The organism is Flavitalea plasmicola (assembly GCF_030546645.1).
Classification (GTDB): Bacteria; Bacteroidota; Bacteroidia; order Chitinophagales; family Chitinophagaceae; genus Puia.
In genome coordinates, this window is the sequence record NZ_JAUOTO010000006.1 from 405,541 (window position 1) to 431,845 (window position 26,305).

The window sequence follows — 26,305 nt, forward strand, 5'->3', positions numbered from 1 at the left end:
AATAAAGAATGATAGGGACATTATACGCTGGATAGGGGCTTTTTTATAGATGTCCTTACATAACTTCCTCCTCAGGAGCATTATTCACACTTTGCCGGCGCGCCTCCTCATGCAGGTAATCCTTCCGTTTCAGCTCGAAATTCCGCCCCAGGTAAAGACGGCGTACCTGTTCGTCCTCCGCCAGCTCTTCCGCCGTACCATGCTTGAAGATCTTTCCGTCGATAAGAAGATAGGCACGGTCACAGATGGAAAGGGTTTCATTCACGTTGTGGTCCGTGATAAGAATACCGATATTCCTGAACTTCAGACGGGCGACCACGGTCTGTATATCCTCCACGGCAATGGGGTCCACACCCGCGAACGGCTCGTCCAGCAAAATGAACTTAGGGTCCACCGCCAGCGCCCTGGCGATCTCGGTTCTCCTTCTCTCGCCTCCACTGAGGGAGTCCCCATTGTTCTTCCGCACGTGATGCAGGTGGAACTCATCCAGCAAGGATTCCAGCTTTTCCTTCTGCTCAGCCTTGCTGAGCCTGGTCATCTCCAGCACTGCCTTGATATTGTCTTCCACACTCAGCTTGCGGAATACCGAAGCCTCCTGGGGTAGGTAGCCGATACCCATCTGGGCCCGCTTGTACATGGGCATCCGGGTGATATCGACGTTATCGAGGTAGACCCCTCCCTCGTCAGGCTTTATCAGCCCGACGACCATATAAAAAGTGGTGGTTTTCCCTGCCCCGTTGGGGCCCAGCAACCCCACGATCTCACCCTGTTCCAGCTTTACGGATACATGATTTACCACGGTACGGTTCCGGTAACTCTTTACAAGGTCCTGCGAATGAATGGTCAAACTCATAACCCAAAGTTAAGCTGCAAGGCCCAAGCCACAAGCTGCGGGCCTGAAAATTATGGCCAATTTAGCAAGTACGTAAAGACCTGTAATATAAAGGCCAAAAAACCGTTATGTTTGCGCAAAATAAGAACGGACCATAGGTCCGTTGGCCGAAGGCCCATCATTAGATATGCACCGGGGATGGGTTTATTTTCGGAGTAAACCATACCCGGTGTAACAAAACGGACCACAGGTTATGAAGGTTATCGAGCATATTCAACAGGCCAAAGACACACTCGTTTCATTTGAGATCCTCCCCCCCCTGAAAGGAAGAACGATCAATTCGATCTATGAGCACCTTGACCCGCTCATGGCGTTTAACCCCTCTTTCATCAATGTCACCTACCATCGCAGCGAGACCATGTTCAAGAAAAAGTCGGATGGTACCTTTGAAAAAGTAGAGGTCCGCAAACGGCCCGGCACCGTAGGTATCTGCGCGGCGATCATGAACCATTACCAGATAGATGCCGTACCGCACCTGATCTGCGGAGGATTTGCCAAAAGAGAGACAGAAGACGCATTGATCGACCTCCATTTCCTGGGCATCGACAATGTATTGGTACTGAGGGGAGATGCAGCTAAAAATGAAAGCTCATTCGAACCCGAACCCGACGGCCATCGCTATGCCATCGACCTGCTCAAACAGGTGGTCTCGCTCAACCATGGCGTCTATATCGAAGAGGATATCAAGAATGGAGGTAAGACCAATTTCTGCATTGGTATCGCGGGCTATCCTGAAAAACACTTCGAAGCCCCCAACCTGGAAACGGATATAATGTACCTGAAAGCCAAAGTTGAGGCAGGAGCCGAATACATTACTACCCAGATGTTCTTCGATAACCAGAAATATTTCGATTTCGTAAAGCTCTGTAAAGACCAGGGAGTTAACGTCCCGGTCATACCCGGGCTCAAACCCATCACCAATCGCAAGCAGCTCAGCATGCTGCCCAAGGTCTTCCACGTCGACCTGCCTACTGACCTCTCCAACGCCATCCTGAAATGCAAAAATGATGAAGAGGTGGAAAAGGTCGGCGAAGAGTGGCTGATCCATCAAAGCAGGGAATTAAAAAGGGCAGGCGTGCCAGTCCTGCACTATTATACTCTCGGTAAACCCAAAGTGATCGAGAACGTGGTGAAAGCAGTGTTCTGAGGGCTTACTTCGGTAACGAAGCAAACACCCGCTGATCCACATTTACCGGGTATTTCTTCTTCAATGCGGCAATCCACTCATCTTCCAGGTAAGTCTGGTAGTCATTGATGACAAATCCACGAGCGTCCCTGTAATTGCGGGGCGACCGCTCCTGGTATACATTCAGGATATAGGCAAAGCTCACTGTATTGTCAGATTTATTGGTATTGAAAGGCGTGAACTGCCGGGGAAATGGGCTCACCTTCTCCAGTGCAGGTATCTGCGAAAGCTCATAACGGCCCGAATCGGCCTGGATGCCGGTGCCGGCGCTGTCCGACCATCTCCTCCAGTCATAGGGATTGGCGGTAAGACGTGTCCGCAGCGACTGTGCAGCCTGCTCGTTGCTACATGTGAATAGAAGCGCATCTACACTGGGTTCCCACCAGTATTTGCCTTTATGCGCCTCGTAATAGGAATGAAGGCCCGCACTATCTGTGGACGCCTTATCCCAGATCTTCCGCTGCATGACCTCGAAGAGCAGGTTGCCTTCCTTGAATTCCGTCAGCTGAAAAGCAAAATCCTTGTTGTATTCCTCCAGGTGGTTGCGATAATAGTCCAGAGCCATCCTGCCCATAAATTGATCGAAAAGGGCTTTGTCATTGATATTCCTGCCTTTGGAAGCTTTGATATTGCGCGCATAATCCAGCCAGTTCTGCACCGCATACTGTTGTGTGGGAAAGGAAAAGAGGACCGTGGAATGACTTAAGCCCTTATAGGAGTTAAGCCCCATATTCACCATAAAGCTGTCTGTAAAGTTCCAGAGATCTGCTTCCGAAAAATCAGCTTTTCTCATGCCCATCTGCTGGTAGATCCGCTTCAGCAAAGCCTGCCTGGAAACTTCAGCCCTCGTATCATTGCTGATCTGCTGTTTCAGGGCTGCCACTGTTTCATCGTTCAGCACACGGGGGAAGGGCGTTCGCCCAAGTCGCTTGATAATATGGTATCCAAAGCTGGTAGCGACAGGACGGCTGACGGCTCCATCCTTGTCCAGGGCATAGGCGGCTGCTTCAAAGGCCGGCTCAAAACGGCCCACACTGAATTCAGGCATCTCTCCGCCACTTTGATAGGAAAGATTGTCCCCGCTGTATGACCTGGCCAGCTGAGAAAAATCCGCCCCTTTTTGCAAAGCTTCATACAGGGAATCTGCCTGCTGCCGACCGGCTTCCTGTACATTCGCCGGGGCGCCGGGAGGGACGGACACAAGGATCTGCGCCGCACGCATCCTTCCCAATGATTTCCGCTCGCCGAGATTCTTGAAAATATGGTAGCCGCCTTTGCTGCGGTAAGGTTTCGATATCTCCCCGGCTGCCGTGGAATAGGCGAGGGTCTCCAGCTCATAGGGAAGGGAAAAGACCGTAATATAACCAAGGTCGCCCCCATTCGCCTTTACAGAAGGGTCTTCCGACCATAAAAGGGCCGCTTCGGAGAATTTTTTTCCTTTTTTCAGGGCACTATAAGCCGCCGTCGCCTTTTCATATGCCTTTGCCGTATCGGAAGATCCGTTTCCGGGAAGCGCAATGAAAATATGCGCCAGGTGAATATCTTTCTGCCCCCTGGCAAAGACCTCATTCACTAACTTATCCAGGCTCGCCTCATCCTTCAGGTAGCTGTCGGCCACCTGGCTGCGAAAATTCTGTAGCTCCGTCCGTTGTGCAGGCAGCGTATCCAATTGCATATCATATGCCGCCCTTACTTTCAACTTATAGCGGATATAAAGCTCAAGGTAGTCCCTGTAGGACCTGTCAGTCGTTTTCTCGCCCGTGTTATTCTTATTATACGCTTTCAGGAAATCCTCTTTGCTGACACCCCGTCCGTCACAGGTGAACAAAGTCTGCGCCCTGGTAGAGGAAGAGAAAAGTATTAAGAGAACGGTAAGCGTTCCGGCAAGCCTCCTGTTATCAATGAGATTTTTCATGCTGAAGTTTCAGATTTAATACTTCATCCAATTGCTGGTAAGAAAGTTTTTTGGCTATAATCCGCTTGTCCTTGTCCAGCAGATAAAGGATCGGCGTTTGATATACATCGTACAGCTGCCGGTAACCGGCCTGGCCCGCTGCCTCTGTAGAGTCCTGGTGCGCCTTGGTCTCATAAACGTGTATCCAATCCTTTAAATTGTGATCCTTAATGAATTGCAACCATGCCTCCTGGCCTCCATCCACCATTACCCCATATAGCTTTACCCCCTGCTGTTTCCACTTAGCCTGAAAAATTGAGTCCAGCCTGGGAACGACCTCCTTACAATGCCCGCAGGTGGCGTCCCAGAAGCAGATGACCGTAAAAGGGGCTTGCACGCCATACAGGGGACGGGGCTTGCCGGAAGAATCCACCATCTCCAGGTTGGCTGCAGGCTGCCCGATAAGATTGGCCATAAGACTATAAGCCCGATTGTTAAGGTATTGCCTGTACTTCTCCGTAAAGAATTCCGCTTGCCCGGTGTTGATATACTTTTCAAATAGATGCACAAACACGGCATCCTGTCCCATGTATTCGGGGTTGACATACTTCTGCACGAAATAGACCAGCAGGAACTGGAACATGGTCTTGTTCACCCTTGCCTCAAGTAACATCATGTCGGCTTCACGTTCGATAGAGTCCGCCTGGGGGGATACAAGATCTTTATAATATTTGTCCAGCCGGGGCTCGAAGACCGGTGTACGCGTAAGCCGGTCATCCGTAAAGGAAATGCTATCCCAATAATGCGCTTTAAAATAATGATAGGGAAAGAGGCTGTCCACCTTGCCACCCACCTTTGGAGCTGGCGGGACCACAGGTTCTTTCATGGCATGGAACAGCATGGTGAGCAATGACTGCGGGTAGCGGGCAGCTATCTGCTGGCGATATTGCTGGATCTCTTCGTTCAGCCTCCTGATCTTTTCCCGCAGGCGGAGAGAATCTTTTTTGTCATGCGTGGCCGCCAGCTCCTTCTGGCTGGCGACGATCTCCGAGCCCTTATTATTGGTGAAAAGCGTGTACTGCTGGAAGACCGTATTTTCAGGCGACCCCGTAAAGGTTACGCTGCCTGGCAGATGGAGGGTATCCGCAGCCAGGGAAAAATGCTGCTGGCTGTCTATCAGCAGCTCGAACAGGATGGTTTTGGAAGGACTGACGATGAAATAGACCCCCCCGGTCAGCTTTTCCTTGCCTGTGAAATGCCCCGTACTATTCTCGTCCAGGGTGATAGAATCGGCTACCGCCTTTATTTTACCGTAATAATAGCCTAAATAGATCTTGCTGTTCTTATAAGGCTTCAGGGTTAGCCGGATATCGTACCCGTTTTGGGCTTGAGCTTGTAATAGACACAAAAAGGTCGTCAGGGACAAAAGGATTTTACTCATACGCCCGTAAAAATAGCCATTTCTGGTTTCTGTGGTATATTTACGGCCGTGCGAAGAAAAAATAAAAACATAGTCCTTCAGCAGGTACTGGTGCAGGACTACGCCGCTGAAGGCAAATCCCTGGCCCGCGTGGACGGGAAGGTGATCTTTATAGAGAATGTCGTACCCGGCGATGTGGTAGATGTTAAACTTTCCAAAAATAAGAAAGATTGGGCCGAAGGCTTCGTAACGGCCTGGCATCAATACTCTCCTGACCGGATAGAGCCGTTTTGCTCCCATTTTGGGGTATGCGGCGGCTGCCGCTGGCAGATGCTGCCCTATCCCAAACAATTGGAGTACAAACAAAAGCAGGTCATGGACAACCTGCAGCGCATCGGCAGGATCCAGCTGCCGGAGATCCCTCCCATTCTGGGAGCAGAGCAGACCATCCACTATAGGAACAAGCTCGAATACACTTTTTCCAGCAGACGCTTTCTCCTGCCGGAAGAACTACACGATCCGGAGATCACGCCGCAGCAGAATGTGGCCGGTTTTCATGCCAGGGGCATCTTCGATAAAGTCGTGGATATCAGGACCTGCTACCTCCAGGAAGAACCGACCAACCAACTGCGGATCGCCGTCAGGGACTTTGCGATCAGTCGTAATCTTCCTTTTTACGACATAAAATCCCATCAAGGATGGCTGCGTACCATGCAGGTTCGCATCTGTACGACGGGCGAGGTCATGGCCAATATCGTCTACGGCTACGAGGATCAGGCGGCCCGGACAGCTCTCCAGGACCATATTCTCCGGCAGTTCCCCGGACTAACCACGCTCCTTTACACCATCAACCCCAAATGGAATGATAGCCTTTCGGACCTGGAACCCCAGATCGTCTCTGGAAAGGGATATGTCATCGAAAAGCTGGAGGATTTCCGGTTCAAAATAGGGCCAAAATCCTTTTTCCAGACCAATACCCGCCAGGGTGAGCGCCTGTACCAGGTGACACGTGAATTTGCAGAGCTCACAGGCAGCCAGACAGTATATGACCTCTACTGCGGGACAGGCAGCATCGGCATTTTCGTTAGCCGGTTGGCCTCCAGGATCATTGGCGTGGAGGTGATCTCCGAAGCCATCGACGATGCCAGGGAAAATGCAGCGCTGAATAATATCCCCCATGCCCGCTTCTTTGCCGGCGACGTGTCCGACATCTGCAATGACGAATTCTTTTCCGCAGAGGGCAGGCCGGACGTCATCATCACCGATCCCCCCCGGGCCGGCATGCACGAAAAACTGGTGAGGAAGATCCTGGATATGGAGGCGCCGGTAGTCGTTTACGTCAGCTGCAACCCCGCTACCCAGGCCAGGGACCTGCAACTATTGGATGAAAAATATGTTGTCACTAAGGTACAGCCGGTGGATATGTTCCCGCATACCCATCATATTGAGAATGTCGTTCAGTTGAAAAGGAGATAGGATAGATTGGCCGCTCCGCAAGCAATTAAATAGTAATTTGCGTAACTTAAAGTGAAGGTATGACAGAATTTCGCCCGGGGGGCTTTCAGATGATCCCTCCTGTTATCAAGAATTTGGTTATTATTAACGCATTGGTGTATTTGGCAGAAGTGACCCTGGGGCCATCCATAAGGGATGGTATGTTCAATCTGTTTGCCTTGCATACGGTCCAATCGCCACTTTTTCGCCCTCACCAGCTGGTGACCTATCTGTTCCTGCATGACTACAGGAGCTTTGCCCATATCCTGTACAACATGTTTGCGCTCTGGATGTTTGGATCCATCCTGGAGAATTACTGGGGTCCAAAGAGGTTCCTCATCTTTTATACGATCTGCGGTATTGGCGCTGCCGTCTTTCACCTGGCCGTGCTCTACCCGGAAATGACCCGGTATATCGACGAGCTCCAGCTCTATGCACCGGAGGCCAGGGACGCCATCGCACACAACCCGGATTACCCGCTCAATTCGATCACTGTCGGGGCGTCAGGGGCCGTTTTCGGCTGCCTTGCCGCCTTTGGATACCTTTTTCCCAATAACCTCATTTACCTTTACTTTTTTGTTCCGATCAAGGTAAAATGGTTCGTGCTGGGCTACGCCGCAATAGAACTGTTCTCCGGTCTCAGCGCCAGTGCAGGAGACAACGTCGCCCACTGGGCCCACCTGGGAGGAGGATTGGTGGGATTATTGCTGGTGATCTACTGGAACCGGACCAACCGCCGTAACTTTTATTAAACACTTTGCATTGAACGACTGTTAAAATGCTGGCAGGACGGACTCCGTTTTGTAACTTTAGACCATCAATTTTAGTATGCGCATAATGGAAGATAGCTATCGCAAGAAAATGATGCTGGGGCAGGATGGGAATGCGCTGGTACAGCTGATCGTTATCAATGCCGTCCTGTTCGTTATCCTCCAGTTCATTTACCTTGTCTTTAGTATGAATCACAAGGTCCCGGAATTTGAAAGCGACGTGCTCAGCTGGTTCGTTATGCCAGCAAGCATGGAAAAGCTGTCTTCCCGCCCCTGGACGATCCTGACCTATATGTTTTCCGAACAGAGTGTCATCCGCTTCATCGGCAATATGTTCTGGCTCTGGGGTTTCGGATATATCCTGCAGGATCTCATGGGCAATCGCAAGCTGGTGCCCATTTACCTTTATGGCGGCATTGCAGCGGCGATCGTTGTACTCCTTTCCTATGGTATGGTGCCCGGGTTTAAACCAAAGGCACCCGGTGCTTTTTTGATAGGAGCCAATCCCGGCATCATGGCCATCGCCGTTGCCACCACGACGATAGCGCCGGACTACCGGATCTTCCCCATGATCAACGGCGGCATCCGGCTGTGGATCTTCACGCTCGTTTTCCTGATCATCGACATCGTGAGCATCGGACATACAGACACCGCCACTTATATAGCCAATCTTACAGGAGCTGGCGCCGGCTTCGTTTTCATCTACCTGGTGAGGAGAGGCTACGACGGCAGCATCTGGATGAATAAGGTCTTCGATTGGTTTAATGACCTTTTTAATCCCAATAAGAAGAAAAAGGGACGGTCGCCTAAAGATGAATATTATTATAAAGTATCCGGGACGCAACCTTACAAAAAGATCCCCAATATCACCCAGCAACGTATCGATGAGATCCTGGATAAGATCAACCAGCAGGGTTATCGCTTCCTCACCGATGAGGAAAAAGACATCCTTAAAAGGGCCGCAGACGAAGAAGATTTGTAACTTAGGTCTTCATGGCGAAATTTCGAAACTTCAGCCGCCGTCTGTTCATCATTTCGAACATAGTAGCGGTGACCCTTTTCCTGCTGGCCTGCACTAATTCCTTTCTGCATCCCGGCCGCTGGTGGCTTATTTCCCTCTTAGGCCTGGTATTTCCGCTTTTGCTGCTGATCGTCCTGACCTTCTTTGTTACAGGCCTCTTCTTCCCTTCCTGCCGCCGCTGGTCCCTGCTCTCGCTCGTAGCCTTGCTTCTTGGCTGGTCCAATATCCACAGTTTTCTGGCTTTCCACCCTGGGAAAGGCTTCAGGCCTGAAAAGCCCCCCCACGCATTGCGTATACTTACCTGGAATGTCCGAAGCTTCGATGAATACATCACCAAAAAGAAGGGTGCCTCCGGCCACAAACCCCTGATGATGGAATTTATCAGGCAGCAGGATGCCGACGTAGTCTGCCTCCAGGAGTTCCATACTGCCCGGAAGCCGAAAAGTCAGGATGATAACCTCTCCTACATAAAGGACCAGCTTCATTACCCCTATTACTATTTTTCCAGGGACTATTCCCGCTATGATGGTGGGTATGATGGCGGAGTGATCATCTATTCAAGATATCCCATCATGGACTCCCTCATCCTACGCTATGTACGGCAAGACAAAATGAGCTCTCAGGAAAGCCTCATCGCGGCCGATATGCTGGTAGGAAAGGACACCGTGCGGATTTATACCACACACCTCCAGTCCGTCCTGTTCAGAAGCAAGGATTTTCACGACATCGAGATCATCAAGAACGTCGATGACAGCATCCTTATGGCCTCCCGCTCCATTGCCAAAAAGCTCAGTTACGCTTTTCGCCTCCGGGGTAACCAGGCCGAACAAGTGAGGGCAGAGCTGGACAAAAGTCCCTATCCGGCCGCTATTTGCGGAGATTTCAACGATGTCCCCAATTCTTACACCTATTTCACCATCCGGGGCGGGTGGAATGATGCGTTCATCTCAAAAGGATTCGGCATCGGTCGTACCTATGTCCATATTTCCCCTACACTGCGGATAGACTACATTCTGGCCGATCAGCGGTTACCCATCCTCCAATGCCGGAAATTTCCCCTCCCATATTCAGACCATAATCCTGTCATAGCCGACCTCCAACTTCCATAATACTTTGTATCTTCGGGGGTTCGGAGAACAGTTTAATTTCATCGGTATGAGCCCATCAGTATTAAAGGTTTTTAATTCCTATACAAGGAAAAAGGAAGAGTTTATTCCTATCACGCCCGGACATGTGGGTATGTACGTTTGCGGCCCGACCGTCAGCGGTGAAAGCCATCTGGGTCATGCCCGGCCATTTATTACCTTCGACTTTATTTACCGCTATCTGCTGCACCTGGGCTATAAGGTCCGCTATGTCCGCAACATCACCGATGCTGGTCACTTCGAAGAAGAGGGAAGAGAGGCGGAAGATAAGATCGCAAAAAAAGCCGTCCTGGAAAAATTAGAGCCCATGGAGCTGGTACAGAAATATACCAACCTCTTTCACTGGGCCATGCACCAGTTCAACAACCTGGACCCCAGCATTGAGCCCACTGCCACCGGGCACATCGTCGAACAGATCGTCATGATCGAAAAGATCATTGCAGAAGGTTATGCCTATGTGGTGAATGGATCCGTTTACTTCGATGTTAAAAAATATGCAGCCCATTATCCTTATGGCAAGCTCAGCGGCAGGATCCTGGATGATCTCCTGGAAACGACACGCGACCTGGATGGACAGGATGAAAAACACAATCGGCAGGATTTTGCCCTTTGGAAAGCGGCGCCCGAAGAACACATCATGCGCTGGAAAAGCCCCTGGGGTGAAGGGTTTCCTGGCTGGCACATCGAATGCTCGGCAATGAGCACAAAATACCTGGGCGAGGAGTTCGATATCCATGGAGGCGGCATGGACCTGCAGTTCCCGCACCATGAAAGCGAGATAGCCCAAAGCACCATCTGCAATAAACATGTCCCCGCACGCTACTGGCTGCATAACAACATGATCACGCTCAATGGGAAAAAGATGGGCAAAAGCTACGGCAATCAGATCATGCTGACACAAATGTTCTCCGGCGATCATCCCCTTTTGCAGCAGGCCTATTCCCCCATGACCATACGTTTCTTTATCCTGCAAACGCACTACCGCAGCACGCTCGATTTCGGTAACGAAGCCTTGCAGGGGGCAGAAAAAGGATTGAAAAGGCTGTGGGAGGCTTACGATGTGCTGAAAAAGCTGGAACCTGGGCCAGGCGCGGCTGCTGATGCCGGGCTGGATACCCGTGTGAACAAGCTTCTGCTGGAGTTCGACGAATTCATGAACGACGACTTCAACACGGCAAAGGTCCTGGCAAATATGTTCGAGCTGACGCCCGTGATCAATTCTATCAGGAGTGGCCACATCGCTCCCGGCGCACTATCGGCTGCTACCCTGCAGACCTTAAAAACATATTTCTACAATTACCTGGAAAAAATATTCGGCTTAAAGGACGAGTCCGCGGCGGATGACAATAAACTCACCGGCGTAGTGGATCTCCTGATCGAAATCCGAAAAGATGCCCGCAAACGGAAAGATTATGCCACTTCGGACAAGATCCGCAATCAGCTGCAACAGTTGGGCATTGTGTTGAAGGATGAGAAGGACGGAGGGGTAAGCTACACCTTCGCCTGAGCTGCAGCGTCCTCATGGTATCCGCCAGGCCCGGATGACCTCTCTTTTCCCGGGAGGACCGGGCCGCTTTTCCACCCGGAAACCTGCTGCCTGCAACCCCCGCCTTACCGATCCCTTGCTGCTATAGGTCACCAGCAACGCCCCCGGCGCCAGTTGCCGGGATAGTCGTTTAAATATTTCCGATGTCCATAGCTCCGGCTGCGCTGCAGGATCAAATGCATCATAAAATACCAGCGCAGCCGGCTGACGCAAAACATAGCCCGGCCAGGCCCGCCGGGATTTATACAACGTAAAATAAGGGGTGATGGATACAGGCGCCTCCCAGTCGCACCTATGCAAGCGTTCGAAAGCCGGTTGGAGCTCCGGCTTGCCCATGATCCGGCAATAGTCAAGCTTTTCAATAATAGATAGCTCCAGCGGGTGTGCCTCTACAGCCTCATAGATCACCTCCCGGCGGGCGAACGTAGCCTCTATAAGCATTAGCAGCGCATTCAATCCCGTGCCCAGTCCTACCTCGAAGATATGCGCCGGCCCCTCGGTCCTCAATGCTTTCCAGCCCTCGCCAATGAAGATGTGCTGCGATTCCTGCATGGCGCCATAAATGGAATGGTAAGTCACACCATCTTTCAACGCTATGGACGGAGAGCCATCGTTGGTAATAATAATCTTTCGGGACACGCAACAAAATTCTAACTTACAAAATAAAAACTTTTTTGTGGACTATCGTTCGCACCTGGCAAAAGATAAGAAACTGAAAAAGCTTATAGAGCAGCAGGAAGTCTATACCCTCCGCCGGCGAACAAACCTATCCCACTATCTCTGTGCTTCCATCATGAGCCAGCAGCTTTCCGCCAAAGTGGCCAGCACCATCCACGGGCGATTTCTCCACCTCTATGAAGGACGCATCCCCTTGCCGGAAGAGATCCTGGCCACTCCCTTCGAGACCCTTCGTGGCATCGGTCTCTCGAATGCCAAAGTATCCTATGTGCACAATGTGGCCCGCTTTGCGGTCGAGCAGGGCATCGACCACCGCCGCCTGCATAAGATGGATAATGAAGAGATCATCGCCTATATTACGCAGATAAAGGGCGTGGGCAGATGGACGGCGGAAATGATGCTGATGTTCAGCCTGGGGAGAGAGGATGTCTTTGCCGTGGATGACCTGGGCATTCAAAATGCCATGATCCGACTGTACAAACTGGATAGAACGGACAAAAAAGCCTTTCGCGGGGAATTGTTGCGCATTTCACAGAAATGGAGCCCTTACAGGACCTACGCCTGCATGCATTTATGGCATTGGAAAGATAATAGCCCGGTACCCGGTGAAGAACGAACGCCTAAGAAAAAATAACCCCTGTTGCATAAGCCCGTTGGCCGGCGAAAATGTAAAATTGACCGATTTGAAATAGACCGTTTCCGCCATCCTTGCGTATTCCTATACTGGCACATATTATAAACCTAAAAATTAAAAAGCTGTGAGAAGTCTGAAACGCTGCTTATTAGCATCCCTCGCGATCGGGTTCTTTATGACCACGAGCTGTAAAAAAGGGGATACGGGCCCCGCAGGTCCCGCAGGACCCGATAGTGTAATGTACTCCAACTGGATCACCCTCCACATGACTGGCGATAAGGATCAAAACACCGGAGATTCCATTTACTATCAATCCATCACTGCTGCCTCCATCACCTCCACAGTGCTGAACCATGGCTCTGTCATCGGATACCTGATGCTGTTTGCCCCCTTATCCGGAGACTCCAGTATTGTCAATGGCACCCTGCCTTTCCAGGAATACTTCGCCGTAGGGAAGATCGAGCTGCTGTCTTATTCGGGCGATTGGTCCGGCGCAAAATACAGGTATGTGATCATCCCTGCCAAGGTGACGGTGAATGGCGGCGACGGGTCGGTCCAAACCTATACCAGGGAACAGCTGAAGTCGATGGACTATAGCACCTTGACAAGCCTTTTGCATGTTCCGGCCACAGGCAGCAGCACTTTGCGGACATCATTGAACCTAACGGACTGAGGCTACAGGACGCACCAGCTTCAGCTCATTGATGATATTAGGAGCGCCGCCCAGCTTGTCGATACACCACAATACATACCTGATATCCACGCAGATGGTCCGGTTGTATTGGGCGTCGAAAGCGATCTTATGACTGAGCGCTTCATAATTGCCGTCGAAAGCGAGACCGATCAGCTCTCCATTGGCATTCAATACAGGCGAACCTGAATTGCCGCCCGTAATATCATTGGTGGTGATAAAGCCTACTACCAGGTCATTGCGCTGTTTGTCGACGTATTGGCCGAAGTCTTTTTTCTTAGCATGTTCTACCAGCCCGGGAGGCAGATCGAACTCATAATCTCCCGGGACATATTTCTCAAGCACCCCGCTCAATGTCGTGACATAGTCGTAATGGACAGCGTCGCGGGGACTATAGGACTTTACATTGCCATAGGACACACGCATGGTGAAAGTGGCGTCGGGATAACGGACCTTTTTAGGGTCCTTTTCGATGATGCCTTTCAGGTACAACCTCCCCAGCTCATTGTTGCGGGAGTTAAATTGCTGGTAGAAAGAAAGGTATTTGCCCTGCCAGTTCCGGAGAAAAGCAGCGGCATGTTTATACGCAGGGTCTTCTTGCAGCAGGTTTGCCTCCGGGCGATTGACAAAAGCGTTCCAGCGGGCGTCGTCAAAAAGGAAGGTGCCTGCAAAAACTGCCGCAGCATATTTTTGGTAAGTGGCATCTTCCTGCAATGGGCCATATGATGACCTGATCGCTTCATAAAATCCAATAGGCTGCTGGCTCTTATCGATGTCCGTGTAATAGGACTGGGTTATAGCCGCCAGGATATGCTGGTCTGAAGGCTTGTTCTCCTGCTTTACAAAATTCTTACGTGCTTCCCCGGCCGCCTGCAGAGCCTTTTTCAGATCCCCGTAGCCAGGTTTCACCAGTGTATATTCCAGCTCCTGCAGACTGGCGGCAAAGGCGATGAGCGGACTGCCTAGAATGCCTTCGTTCATATAGACCCTGTGACGGCTATACGGACGCCAGTCCTCGTATGCCTTGGCCCAGTCCTTGAAGAGATGATCATACCCGGTATGCGCTTCCGCCCATTGCTGAAATGCAGCCTCCTGGGCCTTCTTCTGATCGTAAATGCCGTATTTGATCAATTGCTTCGATTCCCCGTCAAAGAACTTCCAGTAATTGGCGATACTTGCATAGCTGGAGGCCAGTTGTAGCTTGACCGCGGGATCCTTCTTCATTTCTTCGAACATATATTTCAGACGGATATCCCGGAGCTTTACGAGCGTAGGATTGTCGACATCGATCTTTTGCTTCACCCCGAAGGAGGTCTCATAGCGGTTGGTGCTGCCCGGGTAACCATAGATCATCGCATAATCCCCGTCTTTTAACCCTTTGATGGAGACAGGCAGGAAATACTTAGGCTTGAGAGGAACGTCGTCGGTGGAATATTCCGAAGGCTCACCGTTCTTTCCGGCATATATACGGAAGATGGAAAAATCACCCGTGTGACGTGGCCATTCCCAATTGTCCGTATCGCCCCCGAATTTTCCGATGCTTTCCGGCGGAGTGCCCACCAGCCGGATATCGCTATAACGCTGATAGACGAAAACAAGGAATTGATTCCCCTTGAACAAAGGGCTGATCCTGCCAGTGATACTTTTTTGGACGTCGGTAAACCGGTTGTTGATCGAAGTAAGTACGCTTTGTTGCCGGGTTGCCCGTTCATCTCCGGCAAGGCCCTTTAGAGAATCCTCCACTTCCTTTGTCACATCTTCGATCTTTAAGAGGAAGTCGGCAGTAAGACCTCGTGCCGGTATCTCCTCCTGCCTGCTCTTCGCATAAAAGCCGTCACGCAGATAGTTATGCTCGATGGAGCTGGAAGAGGCAATGGCGTCATAGCCGCAATGGTGATTGGTGAAGATCAGACCGTCATTGCTCACGATCTCGCCGGTACATCCCCGGCCAAAAATAATGATGGCGTCTTTTAAGGAAGCTTTGTTGATGCTGTAGAGCTGTTCCTTTGTAAGCTTCAACCCTTTTTTTACCATGTCGCCATACACCTGCTCGCCTAGCAGCAAGGGTAGCCACATGCCTTCGTCCGCCATGCTGCGCAGCAGGGTGGTGGACAACACAATCGTTAAGAGGATCCTTTTCGGATATATCATATGGTTAAGATTTTTTCGGAGCAAACCTCCGAAAAAATAGCAATATCACCTACTATTTTACTTTCTGTTGCCTCCGGCTGTTGACACCGATCTCAAAGGTCTTTATCAGCTCAGCCTCTTTTCCGTTGCGGAGGATAAAGCTTAGCTTGCTTTTTTCGGATCTGGGCAGCCTGAACTGTTTGCAAAAATTCTTCACACGGAAAGTATGCTTGTACAGCTCGATGCCATCCTGGTCTCTCACTGCTAGGTCGAAAGCCGCACCATCGGGATTGGGATAGGAAATATCAAATACGACCATGTCTTCCCGGGTACCCACGTACCTGATCAGGGCAGGTTCGCCCTTGGCCGGAGAATCGCCGGATTGAGCGCTGGCTGAAATGGCCAATAGCAGGAACAGGCTGCCAAAAAGAATGGAGGAAAGGTGCTTCTTCATATAATGGGGTTTAAATGGCTGATTTAACGTATATGACGAAGCAACGTTGCGGCTATCAATCAAAAAGGAGGCAGCAACGTAAAAAGGCAGGCCAATCGGGAAAGAACTTATAGATTAATGCAAATATATAAATGAACTCCGGGGATTACAAACCCGTAATGTAAACTTTGGGTTAACATCAAGAATATATTTTAATGTTAATTCGTTTCTGCGGGGGTGTTGAGGACCTTCCAGAGCAGATCTTTCAGTTCCGTCAGACCCTTTTGCGTAGCAGATGAGATAAATACATGGGGAATATTGTCAGGCAATTCCTTGCTGATCGCTTCCTTCAATTCATCATCCAGCATATCAGACTTGCTGATGGCAATGATGAATTGTTTATGCAGCAGCTCGGGATTATATTTCTCCAGCTCTTTCACCAGGATCCGGAATTCCTCGCGGTGATCCGTACTGTCTGCGGGGATGAGAAAGAGCAGGACAGGATTTCTTTCGATATGACGTAAAAATCGGTGCCCCAGACCCTTACCCTCGGCCGCACCTTCGATGATACCGGGCAGATCGGCCATGCAGAATGACCGGCCTTCCCTGTATTCTACCATTCCCAGCTGCGGTGTGATGGTCGTGAACGCATAGTCAGCGATCTTTGGCCTTGCAGCCGTGATGACGGATAACAAAGTGGATTTGCCAGCATTGGGGAATCCCACCAATCCTACATCGGCCAGGACCTTCAATTCCAGCACCTTCCAGCCTTCCACACCGGGGAGCCCCGGCTGTGCATGTTCTGGTGCCTGGTTCGTCGGACTGGCAAAAAAGGCATTGCCCAGACCGCCTTTTCCCCCTTTTAGCCAGACGACCTCTTGCCCATCCTCTAAGATCTCGACCTCCTTCTTACCCGTCTCCTCGTCCCGGGCAATGGTACCCAGCGGGACTTCGATAATGATGTCTTTGCCAAAACGGCCGGTACAGTTATTGCCGCTGCCCGCCTCGCCATTCTCCGCCAGCACATTCTTATAATAACGCAGATGCAGAAGGGTCCACAAATGCTTGCTCCCACGGAGGATGATATGTCCTCCCCGTCCCCCATTCCCCCCGTCAGGTCCGGCCATGGCATTAAACTTCGTCTGCGCAAAATGCTTACTTCCCGCGCCGCCGTGCCCGGTTCGGCAGAATATCCTGATCTGGTCTACAAAATTTGATTTTTCCACAAGGGTGCAAATATACGCATTCCAAAACAAGGCGTCATTTCCAAGGTTTATACCCGGAAGCCCCCTCCATATCGCCTCCCTCCCCCGGAACCCCTTCCCTCAAAGGTTCACAGGCCTTCCAGGCTCCCCGCATCTCATCCGGCAAAGCCTGGTACAACGCCGTACCTTCCGTCTTCCACCGGATCATCTCATCACTGACCTCCTTAATGATCACGCCGGGATTGCCTACGACCATGCTACGCCGGGGTATCTCCATCCCCGCCTTTATAAAAGTAAGCGCGCCTACGATACATTCCTCCCCCAACTGAACATTATCCATGATGACACTATTCATGCCGATGAGGCAATTGCGCCCAATGACAGCCCCATGGACCACTGCCCCATGACCCACATGCGCACCCTCCTTCAACCACACCGTGACGCCCGGGAACATATGGACCGTACAATTCTCCTGTACATTACAGCCATCTTCTATGATAATACGCCCCCAGTCACCCCTGATGGCCGCGCCTGGCCCGATATAAACGTTTTTCCCCACCACCACATTGCCGGTGACGGTCGCCTGCGGATGGATAAAAGCGGAAATATCCACCACAGGCCTGTATCCTTTAAATTCGTAGATCATTTGCCTGGTCTTTAAATCAATTATACTTCCCAATCAATGCTTTTCCGGTATACAGTCCCCTTGAAAAGCGCTACCAGTTCCCCATCATCTTCTTTTTCTATCCTTACTTCATAGATGGAGATCTTATTACCGGGGCTTTTCTCCACCGCAGTGGCAATGATGGCATCTTCCGCCTGCAGGGGACGTATATGCGAAATGGAAGTTTCTATCGATAGGGCATGCTTGCCGCCACTATTGGAGGCGAAAGCAAGGGCACTGTCCGCCAGGGAATAAGTAATGCCTCCATGCGCAATACCAAACCCATTGCACATTTCCGGCCGCACGATCATCTGCAGCCGGCAATAACCTTCCCGCTCGCCGAGCCGGACAATACCCAGCCATTGACTGAAATGATCCTTCTCCATCATGGCGTCGACGATCCGCGTTGCTTTACTTTTCATATATAAAATTTATTCTCCCTTGAAATCAGGGACCCGCTTACCCAGAAAAGCCTGGACGCCCTCCGCATAATCCTTTGTAGCAGCCGCCTTTTGCTGCAGCTCGTCCTCCAACAGGAGCTGGGCCTCAAAAGAATTGACAGTAGAATAATTGAGGGCATGCTTGGTAAGAGCCAGGGCTTTCGTTGGAAGTCGCGCCAGCGTGACCGCCAGGGCATGTGAGGCTGATTCAAATTCCGTTTCCTCATAAACCTTGTACACCATCCCCATTCTTTCCGCCTCACTGGCAATGACCTTGTCTCCCAGCATAGCTATGGCTGATGCACGCTGCCAGCCCACCAGCCGGGGAAGAAAATAGGTGCCTCCGCTGTCGGGTATGAGGCCTATCTTCGAAAAAGCCTGGATAAAAGAGGCCGAGGCCGAAGCTACGACGACATCACAGCAAAGGGCGATATTGGCACCCGCGCCTGCCGCTACACCCCTCACCGCCGCCAGAACAGGCTTGGGAAGGTTCCGGATACGGGTGATGATCGGGTTATAATGCTCGCTGAGGATCGTCTCCATGCCCGGCCCTTCCGGGTCGACCACTTCCGCCAGATCCTGGCCCGCACAAAATCCCTTGCCGGCGCCCGTCAGGTAGACGGCTCTCACTTCATGAAGGCTGGCGCATTCATCCAACCGGCTTTGTAAAAGCAATGCCATCTCCCTATTGAATACATTCAGCTTGTCGGGACGGTTCAGCGTGATAAAAGCGATGTGGTCGCGGACCTCGAATAATATAGAAGACATGTGGATATAATTAGAAGATCAATGACACTTGAAATAGTCGAATGGCTCTTTACAATCTTCACAGCGATACAGGGCCTTACACGCCGTACTTCCAAATTCACTGATCAGGCGGGTATGGTAGGAATGGCAATGCGGGCACTGGACAGCCTCTTCCCGCTGAAATGGCCTTACGTGGCACACCTGCTGCAATGGGTTGGGCGGAGCAATACCATAAGCTTTCAATTTATCCTTGCCCTCCTGGCTCATCCATTCCGTCGTCCACGCCGGCGAAAGCACCGTAGTGATCCGGACATTGCCATAGCCATGCCGGCCCAACGCGGCCCCTATTTCGGTGCGGATCATGTCCATCGCAGGACAACCGCTATAGGTGGGCGTTATAACGACTTCCACCTTATCTCCGTCCACTTTAATATCCCGGACGATACCCAGGTCCAGTATAGACAGCACAGGAACTTCCGGATCGTTCACTTCCTTCAGTAACGATCGGATCTCCGCTATAGAGACGGTTGCGCTATCGTGGTGACGTTCCATTACCATTCGCATCCGGGGTAAGCTCTTTGCAGGAATTGCATCTCCGCCAGGACATAGCCTAGTTGCTCCGTGTGACGCCCTTCTTTTCCACCCGTCTGCATCCACTGCGTCGACGGGTATGTCAACCCTGCTTCGTCAAATATATTTTTGATCCTTTCCTCCCATTTCAGTCGTAGCAATGAAAGATCCGGACCTATCCCGGCGCCGGTGGCCCATAGCTCATAAGGAACAGGCGTATGCAACTCTCCCGTGAATTTCCATAGTTCATCCAGGGCCCTGACCATACGCGCATGGCTTTCCTCCGTGCCGTCTCCCAGCCGGATGACCCACTCGCTGCTCCAGCGAAGGTGGTAGATGGCCTCTTTATAGGCTTTAGCCCCGATGGCCGCCAATGTGGTATCATTGCCTTTCGCCAGCCACGCATACAGGTCGACCTGGTGGGCGCTGAAGAAGAACTGGCGCAGGATGGTCTTTGCCCAGTCACCATTGGTCTGCTCTGCCAGCAGGCAATTCCTGAAATCCCAGCCGTCCCGCAAATAGGCCAGGCTGTCTTCCGTAGCGCTGATGCCCTCTTCGTTCGAAAGCTGTGCGGCATATTGATAAAAATTTCTTGCCTGTCCTATCAGGTCCAGGGCAATATTGGAAATGGCGATATCCTGCTCCAGGATAGGCCCATGCCCCGTCCATTCGCTGTTGCGGTGACCCAGGATGAGGACGTCGTCTGCCAGGTGGAGGACATACTGAAAAAGAAAGGTTGATTCAGACATGTTACATGTGCTTTAGTTCGTCCGGCAAGTCGTAAAACGTCGGATGCCGGTAGACCTTATCATTGGCCGGATCGTAAAAGCTGGCTGCCTCATCCGGGTTGGAGGCATGAATATGTTTACTTTCTACTACCCAGATACTGACTCCCTCCATGCGACGGGTATATACATCCCTCGCATTTTCGATAGCCATCTCCGCATCTGCGGCATGCAGGCTGCCCGCATGCTTGTGATCCAGCCCCTGTTTGCTCCGGATGAAGATCTCCCAAAGTGGCCACTGATTTGACATAATTATGCAATCTCTTTTTTTACTGAATTTCGTGACACCTTTTCTGCATACGCCATCGCCGCCTCTCTTACCCACGCCCCGTCCTCATGCGCTTTGACCCTCGCCTCCAGCCGCTCTTTATTGCAAGGCCCGTTACCCTTGATCACATTCCAGAATTCATCCCAGTCAATGGCCCCGAAATCATAATGCTGCTTGTCTTCATTCCATACCAGGTCCGGATCGGGCAAGGTCATTCCCAGTATCTTCACCTGTTCTGCGGACACGTCCACGAACTTTTGACGTAATTCATCATTTGAAAAACGCTTGATCTTCCACTGCATGCTTTGTGCGCTATTGGGAGACGCGTCATCATTGGGCCCAAACATCATGACTGAAGGCCACCACCAACGGTTGATCGCATCCTGACACATCCGCCGCTGAGCCTCGCTGCCTCTGCTTAGCGTAAGCAGGATCTCAAACCCCTGCCGTTGATGAAAGCTTTCCTCCTTACAGATCCGGACCATGGCCCGCGCATACGGTCCATAGGAAGCCCGGCACAATGGCACCTGGTTCATAATTGCCGCTCCATCCACCAGCCAGCCGATGGCGCCCATATCCGCCCAGGTGAGTGTCGGATAATTGAATATAGAAGAATACTTGGCTTTCCCGGTGTGCAGCTGCTCCAGCAGCTCATCCCGGCCTGTGCCCAGCGTTTCGGTCGCCGAATACAGGTAAAGCCCGTGCCCCGCCTCATCCTGCACCTTGGCGATCAGTGTCGCCTTGCGTCGAAGGGTCGGGGCCCTCGTGATCCAGTTGGCTTCTGGCAGCATCCCTACGATCTCGCTATGAGCATGCTGGGACATCTGGCGGACCAATGTCTTACGGTAGGCATCGGGCATCCAGTCCTTAGGCTCGATACGAATATCCGCGTCTATCTTATCCTGGAATATTTTTTCAAGATCCTGCACAGACATATGATAAAATTTGCAGCTGTAAAGATACTTTTTTTATCTTAAACATACTAACAACTGTTAGTTCCGTTCCAAATCCAGCGATTGTGCTTTTTTTCGCCTCCTGTGGACGAATTATGCCGACCTTTTTGATATCAATCATAAGAACAACAGCGAGTCCATCTGGGAAATTCAATACGATGGCTACAACGGCAGCGTAGGCAACTGGACCCCTTCCCGGTTTGTAGGGGATGGCTGGATAAAACTCTCGACGCCCACCAGGGTGCCGGGGTCTATTTTACCTGGTATCAAAATCTATTACCACTTTCTCTGATCTGGGATGGGACTGGCAGGTAAGAATAAATCTTTCCGACAGTTCGTCTTCTTCCAGCGCATAATTAACATCCATTTCCACCTCTCCTTCCACCAGCTTGGCCCGGCAGGTACAACAGACCCCGCCCTTACAGGCAAAAGGCAGGTCGGCGCCCTGCAATAAGGCGGCATCCAGAACAGAATCACCTTCAAAAGGCAGGTCGAACTCAACGCTGGCGCCATCGAGCCGTACGGTCACCCGGCTGATCTTTCCGGTCAGCGGTGTCTTGACGGCAGCATTTTCTACGCCCCCTGCCGATGAAAGCCTTTCCTGGGTATGGAACAATTCGAAATGGATCTTACGGTGATCAACACCTTTTTCCTCCAGCCAGCTTTTCACCGTGAAGATCATTTGTGCCGGCCCGCATAGAAATACCTCATCCGTGCCCGCCAGGTCGATCAGCTTGTCGCAAAGCTCCGCACACTTCAACGCGTCGATCCTGCCCTGGTGCAGGGAAATATCCGTTTTTTCCCGGCTAAGGATATGGTGCAGCGCCAGGCGATGCATATACCGGTTTTTCAACGCCTCCAACTCCTCCCGGAATATGATGGAAGGCCTGTGACGGTTGCCGTACACCAGGGTGAACTGACTGTCCGGCTCGGCCGCCAGCACCGTCTTGATCAGGGATAGGATAGGTGTGATGCCGCTGCCTGCTGCAAAAGCCAGGTAGCTTTTGGGCTTCGCCGGGTCAAGGGGAGTATAGAATGCGCCGGTGGGCGGGAGCACCTCCAGCTCGTCTCCTATTCTCAGCCGATCATTGGCATAAGTGGAGAAAAGTCCCCCCGGCACTTTTTTAACGGCAATTCTGAGCTCCTCTTCAAAAGGGCTGCTGCAGATGGAATAGCTTCGACGTATCTCCTCTTCCCCTACGCGGGTCCTGATCGTGATGTTCTGCCCCTGGATGAACCTGAATTCCTCCTGGAGATCCTTTGGAACGGCAAAGGCGACGGAGACACAATCGTTTGTTTCACGACGGACATCCTGTACCCGTAATTTCCTGAAATGACTGGCCATTTTTTTTGAGCTGCAAGCTGTGAGCTACAAGCCACAAGCAAGATCTTTTAAGTCTGATATGATTATTAGGTGCCGCTTGCAGCTTGTAGCTTGCCGCTTGTGGCTACTTCTTCAGTCCCTCGATAAGGTATTTTACCATATTCGTCTCCAATGCCTCGGCGCTGGTGCTCTTGCGGCTCCGCTGCCAGGAGTCTATGCCGCTGACGGCGGATAATATGATCAGCACGGCTACATATGGATCGATATGTTTCATCTCCCCCTTGGCAATACCCTCTTCTATTATATCTCCCAGCCGCTTGCGATAGCTCCTTCTTTGACTGAGAAAATTGGAGAGATAAGGCTCGGGCAAATGCCGCCATTCATGGTCGGAAATATAAATGAACTCATATTGGTCCAGCATCATGCGGATATGCAGCCGGATAATGGCCTCCATCTTCTTCAGCGTGGACTCACTGCTGGATTCCACCTGCTCCAGGTTGGTCATGAACTCATTGGCTACTTTAAAGCAGATAGTCTGTAATATTTCCGACTTCGATTGAATATGATTGTACAGGCTGGCGGCTTCCACACCCACATTCTCGGCCAGATCCCGCATCGACGCCGCCCCAAATCCCTTTTCCCGGAAGAGCTTGGACGCCTTTTCGATAATGACCTCCTTTTTAGTGCTGTTCTTTTTACCCTGGATCTTTGCCATATGGAGCGTAAAGATAGAAAAATACTAACAAGTGTTAGCCGTCGATTTTTAGAAAATTTTAAGATTCTTTTCCCAGCATAGAAAGTTTTACAGGCGTAAATGCCCTAAACCAAACTTCACTATGGTCACTATCTATCTGATCGCGTACAACGAAGAGCTTCTATTGCCTTATACCATCAGGTTCTACCAACAGCGTTTCCCCGGATGTGAAATAGTCATATATGACAATTTTTCGACGGATAATACCAGGGAAATAGCCAGGCAGCATAATTGTAAAGTGCTGAATTTTTATACGAATGACAAAATGAGCGATCAGGCATTATTGAATATCAAGAACAGCTGCTGGAAAAATGCCGCGACAGACTGGGTGGTCGTGTGCGATGTGGATGAATGGTTGGATATTCATCCTGAATATCTTTTATCCACCAAAGCCACCATCATCCGCACCTGGTTCACGAATATGATAAATATGAAAGATGATTGGGACATAGCCGGAATGGATCATGGGGTGATATATAAGGACTTTCCAGGCAAATGGATCTGTTTCAACAAGGCGAGGATAAAAGAGATGAACTATGGCTATGGCGCTCACGAAGCCCATCCCATAGGGGAGATCATTTTCTCCGAGAAAGAATTCCTGCTGCTTCATTACAAATACATCAACCTGCAGTATGTCCTTCAACGATACAAAGAATTTGCCAAGCGGCTTAGCCGGCATAACCTAAAACTGAAATTGAGCTATCATTACCGATTCCCTGCTCATAAAATAAAGAAGCAATTCTACTGGCACCAGAAGAATGCGCAGCGGATAGAGACTGTACGCCCGCCCCTTGTCCTGTGACTGAAATTATGTAGGTTTGCACCGCCTGACAAAGCTCCTTAAGGCCATTTTTAATTTAATTCACACCCCCTTAGGAGCCGGGGGCAAACAAACGCTATGTCTCTAATTGTTGTCGGTTCCATGGCATATGACGCCATTGAGACCCCTTTCGGTAAAACAGATTGGATTGTTGGTGGAGCCGCTACCTATGCCGCTTATGCAGCCAGCAACTTCATCAGGCCCATTAACCAGGTGTCCATTGTCGGCTACGATTTCGCTCAGGAAGAAATGGACGAATTAACGCGCAGAGGCGTGAACCTGGAAGGCGTGGAAATCGTATCCGATAAAAAGTCCTTCTTCTGGAGTGGTCGCTACCACATGGACATGAACACCCGGGATACCCTGGTGACTGACCTCAATGTACTGACCGACTTCAATCCCATCATTCCGGAAAGCTACCAGGGCAGCGAATTCGTCATGCTCGGCAACGTATTGCCCAGCCTGCAGATCAGCGTCGTTCAGCAGCTGAAGATCCGTCCCAAGCTCATTGTCATGGATACCATGAACTTCTGGATGGACAATGCCTTGCCCGACCTGAAAAAGCTCCTTACCATGGTGGACGTGCTGTTGGTCAATGACAGCGAAGCCCGTCAACTCAGCGGCCAGTTCTCCCTGGTCAAGGCGGCAAAAGAGATCCAGAAAATGGGACCCCAATATCTCGTTATTAAGAAAGGGGAACATGGGGCATTGCTTTTCCATGGGGACCAGGTCTTTTTTGCACCCGCCCTGCCCCTGGAAGAGGTCTTTGATCCCACCGGTGCCGGCGACACGTTTGCAGGAGGCTTCATCGGTCATATCGCCCAGACCCGCGATGTCTCATTCGAAAATATGAAGACGGCCATTATCGTAGGCTCGGCCATGGCATCCTTCTGCGTAGAGAAATTCGGCCCCACCCGCCTTAAAGAGATCACCAAACGGGATATTGACGGCCGGATCAGACAATTCGTAGACCTGGTAAATTTCGATATCGAACTGGTATAAATAAAAAGGCCGGCTCGGGTGTGAGCCGGCCTTTTCTTATCTGGACCAGACTATTTCAGTTCCACTCCTACACTCGCGCGTGTCTCATCATGGAATAAGTTCAGCGTCTTTGGCTTTGCACCCGCAGGGATCTTGTATTTAATACCCGCAATCTCCTTCGTGGATTCAGCATCGACACCGGAAGAATTACCGTCTGCTTCAGTGATATTCTGGTTGTTATCCAGGGTCAGCCGAAAATTGCTGGTACTGAAAAAGAAATTGTGGCCGCCTACCTTATTCTTATTTGTCACGTCCAGGTCAAAGGTCAGCTCGATACCCTCATCCTTGCCGTCGGGATTCTGCAAAGCGATGGCCTTAGCATTCTTGATCTTTATAAACGCTTCCTTGTTCTTGCCCAGCAGGACGGTGTCAGGGCTGAAGGTCACTGTATAGGTCTTGGGCTCATTGGTTGGGGCGGCCTTGGTTTCGTCTTTCTTGGCAGGTTCCTGCGTGGTGCCGGCATCGGACGATGCATCCTTATTCTTGCCTTTGCAGGAATACATAAAGGAGAAGGTTGCGATAGCTACGACAGGGATAAACAATTTTTTCATGTACATCAGTTTAAAGTTTTGACAGATATTAAAACCAGGCAAATCTCCTTCATAAATATTCATACCAAAATTATTCCTGGTTTATTTTTCACGATTTACCAATCATACCCATTCTCCGGGAGGGTAATCTTTAAAAAAATTTGGATTTTCTTGCTTTCATGCCTATTTTTGGCCCCGTTATGCAAATAATAATGAAACATACAAAGCAAACCAAGAAGCAGTTCCCACAGCGGGAAGGGGTTTGATTGT

Annotated in this window: 27 protein-coding genes; 10 read left to right on the forward strand and 17 right to left on the reverse strand. The window is 50.8% G+C overall.

The features are described 5' to 3' along the window. Window positions 1–55 precede the first annotated feature (55 nt). The gene (gene lptB, locus Q4E93_RS23365; RefSeq protein WP_303589436.1) at window positions 56–853 is read right to left on the reverse strand and encodes an LPS export ABC transporter ATP-binding protein; all 798 of its coding nucleotides are present in this window, start codon (window positions 851–853) and stop codon (window positions 56–58) included. Between the two features lie 232 nt (window positions 854–1,085). On the opposite strand from lptB, the gene metF reads away from it, so the two are divergent. After that, window positions 1,086–2,039, forward strand: a complete 954-nt coding sequence (gene metF / locus Q4E93_RS23370) for a methylenetetrahydrofolate reductase [NAD(P)H] (RefSeq protein ID WP_303589437.1) — start codon at window positions 1,086–1,088, stop codon at window positions 2,037–2,039. A 4-nt stretch (window positions 2,040–2,043) separates the two neighbouring features. Here the strand turns inward: metF and Q4E93_RS23375 are convergent, their stop codons facing one another. Next, window positions 2,044–3,993, reverse strand: coding sequence for a peptidylprolyl isomerase (locus Q4E93_RS23375; RefSeq protein WP_303589438.1), 1,950 nt, complete (start codon window positions 3,991–3,993; stop codon window positions 2,044–2,046). Continuing rightward, on the reverse strand, window positions 3,977–5,413 hold the full coding sequence (locus Q4E93_RS23380) for a DUF5106 domain-containing protein (RefSeq protein WP_303589439.1): 1,437 nt from the start codon (window positions 5,411–5,413) through the stop codon (window positions 3,977–3,979). Before Q4E93_RS23380 ends, Q4E93_RS23375 begins: the two co-directional genes overlap by 17 nt. A 48-nt stretch (window positions 5,414–5,461) precedes the next feature. Here Q4E93_RS23380 and rlmD point away from each other — a divergent pair, with 48 nt between their 5' ends. From rlmD to cysS, 5 genes are all read left to right on the forward strand, one after another. Continuing rightward, window positions 5,462–6,868: a 23S rRNA (uracil(1939)-C(5))-methyltransferase RlmD gene (rlmD, locus tag Q4E93_RS23385; protein ID WP_303589440.1), complete on the forward strand. Its 1,407-nt coding sequence runs from the start codon at window positions 5,462–5,464 to the stop codon at window positions 6,866–6,868. A gap of 59 nt (window positions 6,869–6,927) precedes the next feature. Then, entirely contained in the window at window positions 6,928–7,638 is a 711-nt protein-coding gene (locus Q4E93_RS23390; protein ID WP_303589441.1) for a rhomboid family intramembrane serine protease, read from the forward strand. A 76-nt stretch (window positions 7,639–7,714) separates the two neighbouring features. After that, window positions 7,715–8,638: a rhomboid family intramembrane serine protease gene (locus Q4E93_RS23395; RefSeq protein ID WP_303589443.1), complete on the forward strand. Its 924-nt coding sequence runs from the start codon at window positions 7,715–7,717 to the stop codon at window positions 8,636–8,638. 11 nt (window positions 8,639–8,649) lie between these two features. Further along, entirely contained in the window at window positions 8,650–9,786 is a 1,137-nt protein-coding gene (locus tag Q4E93_RS23400) for an endonuclease/exonuclease/phosphatase family protein (RefSeq protein WP_303589445.1), read from the forward strand. A 46-nt stretch (window positions 9,787–9,832) separates the two neighbouring features. After that, window positions 9,833–11,329, forward strand: coding sequence for a cysteine--tRNA ligase (cysS, locus tag Q4E93_RS23405; RefSeq protein WP_303589447.1), 1,497 nt, complete (start codon window positions 9,833–9,835; stop codon window positions 11,327–11,329). Window positions 11,330–11,341: 12 nt separating this feature from the next. Here the strand turns inward: cysS and mnmC2 are convergent, their stop codons facing one another. Beyond that, a complete protein-coding gene (gene mnmC2, locus Q4E93_RS23410) occupies window positions 11,342–12,007 on the reverse strand; it encodes a tRNA (5-methylaminomethyl-2-thiouridine)(34)-methyltransferase MnmC2 (protein WP_303589449.1) in 666 nt (221 codons plus the stop codon). A 37-nt stretch (window positions 12,008–12,044) separates the two neighbouring features. Here mnmC2 and Q4E93_RS23415 point away from each other — a divergent pair, with 37 nt between their 5' ends. Then, window positions 12,045–12,680 (forward strand): DNA-3-methyladenine glycosylase family protein, encoded by a 636-nt coding sequence (locus tag Q4E93_RS23415; protein ID WP_303589451.1) that lies wholly within the window; start codon window positions 12,045–12,047, stop codon window positions 12,678–12,680. 124 nt (window positions 12,681–12,804) lie between these two features. Next, a complete protein-coding gene (locus tag Q4E93_RS23420) occupies window positions 12,805–13,353 on the forward strand; it encodes a hypothetical protein (protein WP_303589453.1) in 549 nt (182 codons plus the stop codon). On the opposite strand, the gene Q4E93_RS23425 is transcribed toward Q4E93_RS23420, so the two are convergent. The 12 genes from Q4E93_RS23425 to Q4E93_RS23480 form a co-directional block, all read right to left on the reverse strand. Continuing rightward, window positions 13,342–15,522 (reverse strand): S46 family peptidase, encoded by a 2,181-nt coding sequence (locus tag Q4E93_RS23425; RefSeq protein WP_303589454.1) that lies wholly within the window; start codon window positions 15,520–15,522, stop codon window positions 13,342–13,344. The genes Q4E93_RS23420 and Q4E93_RS23425 overlap by 12 nt on opposite strands. 52 nt (window positions 15,523–15,574) lie before the next feature. Beyond that, window positions 15,575–15,955, reverse strand: a complete 381-nt coding sequence (locus tag Q4E93_RS23430) for a hypothetical protein (protein ID WP_303589456.1) — start codon at window positions 15,953–15,955, stop codon at window positions 15,575–15,577. A gap of 197 nt (window positions 15,956–16,152) precedes the next feature. After that, window positions 16,153–17,160, reverse strand: a complete 1,008-nt coding sequence (obgE, locus tag Q4E93_RS23435; RefSeq protein ID WP_303589458.1) for a GTPase ObgE — start codon at window positions 17,158–17,160, stop codon at window positions 16,153–16,155. 34 nt (window positions 17,161–17,194) lie between these two features. Beyond that, window positions 17,195–17,785: an acyltransferase gene (locus tag Q4E93_RS23440; protein WP_303589460.1), complete on the reverse strand. Its 591-nt coding sequence runs from the start codon at window positions 17,783–17,785 to the stop codon at window positions 17,195–17,197. Window positions 17,786–17,805: 20 nt separating this feature from the next. Further along, the gene (locus Q4E93_RS23445) at window positions 17,806–18,225 is read right to left on the reverse strand and encodes a PaaI family thioesterase (protein ID WP_303589462.1); all 420 of its coding nucleotides are present in this window, start codon (window positions 18,223–18,225) and stop codon (window positions 17,806–17,808) included. Between the two features lie 9 nt (window positions 18,226–18,234). After that, window positions 18,235–19,011, reverse strand: coding sequence for an enoyl-CoA hydratase-related protein (locus Q4E93_RS23450; protein WP_303589465.1), 777 nt, complete (start codon window positions 19,009–19,011; stop codon window positions 18,235–18,237). Between the two features lie 18 nt (window positions 19,012–19,029). Then, window positions 19,030–19,542, reverse strand: a complete 513-nt coding sequence (gene paaD, locus Q4E93_RS23455; RefSeq protein ID WP_303589466.1) for a 1,2-phenylacetyl-CoA epoxidase subunit PaaD — start codon at window positions 19,540–19,542, stop codon at window positions 19,030–19,032. Then, on the reverse strand, window positions 19,542–20,309 hold the full coding sequence (gene paaC / locus Q4E93_RS23460; RefSeq protein ID WP_303589467.1) for a 1,2-phenylacetyl-CoA epoxidase subunit PaaC: 768 nt from the start codon (window positions 20,307–20,309) through the stop codon (window positions 19,542–19,544). The genes paaD and paaC overlap by 1 nt, the downstream gene beginning before the upstream one ends. Before the next feature lies 1 nt (window position 20,310). After that, window positions 20,311–20,595: a 1,2-phenylacetyl-CoA epoxidase subunit PaaB gene (gene paaB / locus Q4E93_RS23465; protein ID WP_303589468.1), complete on the reverse strand. Its 285-nt coding sequence runs from the start codon at window positions 20,593–20,595 to the stop codon at window positions 20,311–20,313. A 2-nt stretch (window positions 20,596–20,597) separates the two neighbouring features. Then, window positions 20,598–21,548, reverse strand: coding sequence for a 1,2-phenylacetyl-CoA epoxidase subunit PaaA (paaA, locus tag Q4E93_RS23470; RefSeq protein WP_303589469.1), 951 nt, complete (start codon window positions 21,546–21,548; stop codon window positions 20,598–20,600). A gap of 274 nt (window positions 21,549–21,822) precedes the next feature. Continuing rightward, complete coding sequence (gene paaE / locus Q4E93_RS23475) at window positions 21,823–22,911, reverse strand: 1,2-phenylacetyl-CoA epoxidase subunit PaaE (protein WP_303589471.1); 1,089 nt, start codon at window positions 22,909–22,911, stop codon at window positions 21,823–21,825. A gap of 103 nt (window positions 22,912–23,014) precedes the next feature. Next, entirely contained in the window at window positions 23,015–23,605 is a 591-nt protein-coding gene (locus Q4E93_RS23480) for a TetR/AcrR family transcriptional regulator (protein ID WP_303589473.1), read from the reverse strand. Window positions 23,606–23,726: 121 nt separating this feature from the next. On the opposite strand from Q4E93_RS23480, the gene Q4E93_RS23485 reads away from it, so the two are divergent. After that, the gene (locus tag Q4E93_RS23485) at window positions 23,727–24,446 is read left to right on the forward strand and encodes a glycosyltransferase family 2 protein (RefSeq protein WP_303589475.1); all 720 of its coding nucleotides are present in this window, start codon (window positions 23,727–23,729) and stop codon (window positions 24,444–24,446) included. Between the two features lie 96 nt (window positions 24,447–24,542). Beyond that, a complete protein-coding gene (locus Q4E93_RS23490; RefSeq protein ID WP_303589478.1) occupies window positions 24,543–25,466 on the forward strand; it encodes a PfkB family carbohydrate kinase in 924 nt (307 codons plus the stop codon). A 50-nt stretch (window positions 25,467–25,516) separates the two neighbouring features. On the opposite strand, the gene Q4E93_RS23495 is transcribed toward Q4E93_RS23490, so the two are convergent. Further along, entirely contained in the window at window positions 25,517–26,056 is a 540-nt protein-coding gene (locus Q4E93_RS23495; RefSeq protein ID WP_303589480.1) for a hypothetical protein, read from the reverse strand. Window positions 26,057–26,305 lie beyond the last annotated feature (249 nt).

Coding starts and splice junctions, on each gene's coding strand:
- Q4E93_RS23375 (WP_303589438.1), bottom strand. CDS start 3,993: ATGAAAAATCTCATTGATAACAGGAGGCTTGCCGGAACGCTTACCGTT.
- Q4E93_RS23445 (WP_303589462.1), bottom strand. CDS start 18,225: ATGAAAAGTAAAGCAACGCGGATCGTCGACGCCATGATGGAGAAGGAT.
- Q4E93_RS23425 (WP_303589454.1), bottom strand. CDS start 15,522: ATGATATATCCGAAAAGGATCCTCTTAACGATTGTGTTGTCCACCACC.
- paaC (WP_303589467.1), bottom strand. CDS start 20,309: ATGTCTGAATCAACCTTTCTTTTTCAGTATGTCCTCCACCTGGCAGAC.
- Q4E93_RS23495 (WP_303589480.1), bottom strand. CDS start 26,056: ATGAAAAAATTGTTTATCCCTGTCGTAGCTATCGCAACCTTCTCCTTT.
- paaB (WP_303589468.1), bottom strand. CDS start 20,595: ATGTCAAATCAGTGGCCACTTTGGGAGATCTTCATCCGGAGCAAACAG.
- paaA (WP_303589469.1), bottom strand. CDS start 21,548: ATGTCTGTGCAGGATCTTGAAAAAATATTCCAGGATAAGATAGACGCG.
- Q4E93_RS23450 (WP_303589465.1), bottom strand. CDS start 19,011: ATGTCTTCTATATTATTCGAGGTCCGCGACCACATCGCTTTTATCACG.
- Q4E93_RS23395 (WP_303589443.1), top strand. CDS start 7,715: ATGCGCATAATGGAAGATAGCTATCGCAAGAAAATGATGCTGGGGCAG.
- lptB (WP_303589436.1), bottom strand. CDS start 853: ATGAGTTTGACCATTCATTCGCAGGACCTTGTAAAGAGTTACCGGAAC.
- Q4E93_RS23390 (WP_303589441.1), top strand. CDS start 6,928: ATGACAGAATTTCGCCCGGGGGGCTTTCAGATGATCCCTCCTGTTATC.
- Q4E93_RS23485 (WP_303589475.1), top strand. CDS start 23,727: ATGGTCACTATCTATCTGATCGCGTACAACGAAGAGCTTCTATTGCCT.
- Q4E93_RS23440 (WP_303589460.1), bottom strand. CDS start 17,785: ATGATCTACGAATTTAAAGGATACAGGCCTGTGGTGGATATTTCCGCT.
- Q4E93_RS23480 (WP_303589473.1), bottom strand. CDS start 23,605: ATGGCAAAGATCCAGGGTAAAAAGAACAGCACTAAAAAGGAGGTCATT.
- metF (WP_303589437.1), top strand. CDS start 1,086: ATGAAGGTTATCGAGCATATTCAACAGGCCAAAGACACACTCGTTTCA.
- paaD (WP_303589466.1), bottom strand. CDS start 19,542: ATGGAACGTCACCACGATAGCGCAACCGTCTCTATAGCGGAGATCCGA.
- Q4E93_RS23380 (WP_303589439.1), bottom strand. CDS start 5,413: ATGAGTAAAATCCTTTTGTCCCTGACGACCTTTTTGTGTCTATTACAA.
- Q4E93_RS23490 (WP_303589478.1), top strand. CDS start 24,543: ATGTCTCTAATTGTTGTCGGTTCCATGGCATATGACGCCATTGAGACC.
- Q4E93_RS23400 (WP_303589445.1), top strand. CDS start 8,650: ATGGCGAAATTTCGAAACTTCAGCCGCCGTCTGTTCATCATTTCGAAC.
- paaE (WP_303589471.1), bottom strand. CDS start 22,911: ATGGCCAGTCATTTCAGGAAATTACGGGTACAGGATGTCCGTCGTGAA.
- Q4E93_RS23430 (WP_303589456.1), bottom strand. CDS start 15,955: ATGAAGAAGCACCTTTCCTCCATTCTTTTTGGCAGCCTGTTCCTGCTA.
- cysS (WP_303589447.1), top strand. CDS start 9,833: ATGAGCCCATCAGTATTAAAGGTTTTTAATTCCTATACAAGGAAAAAG.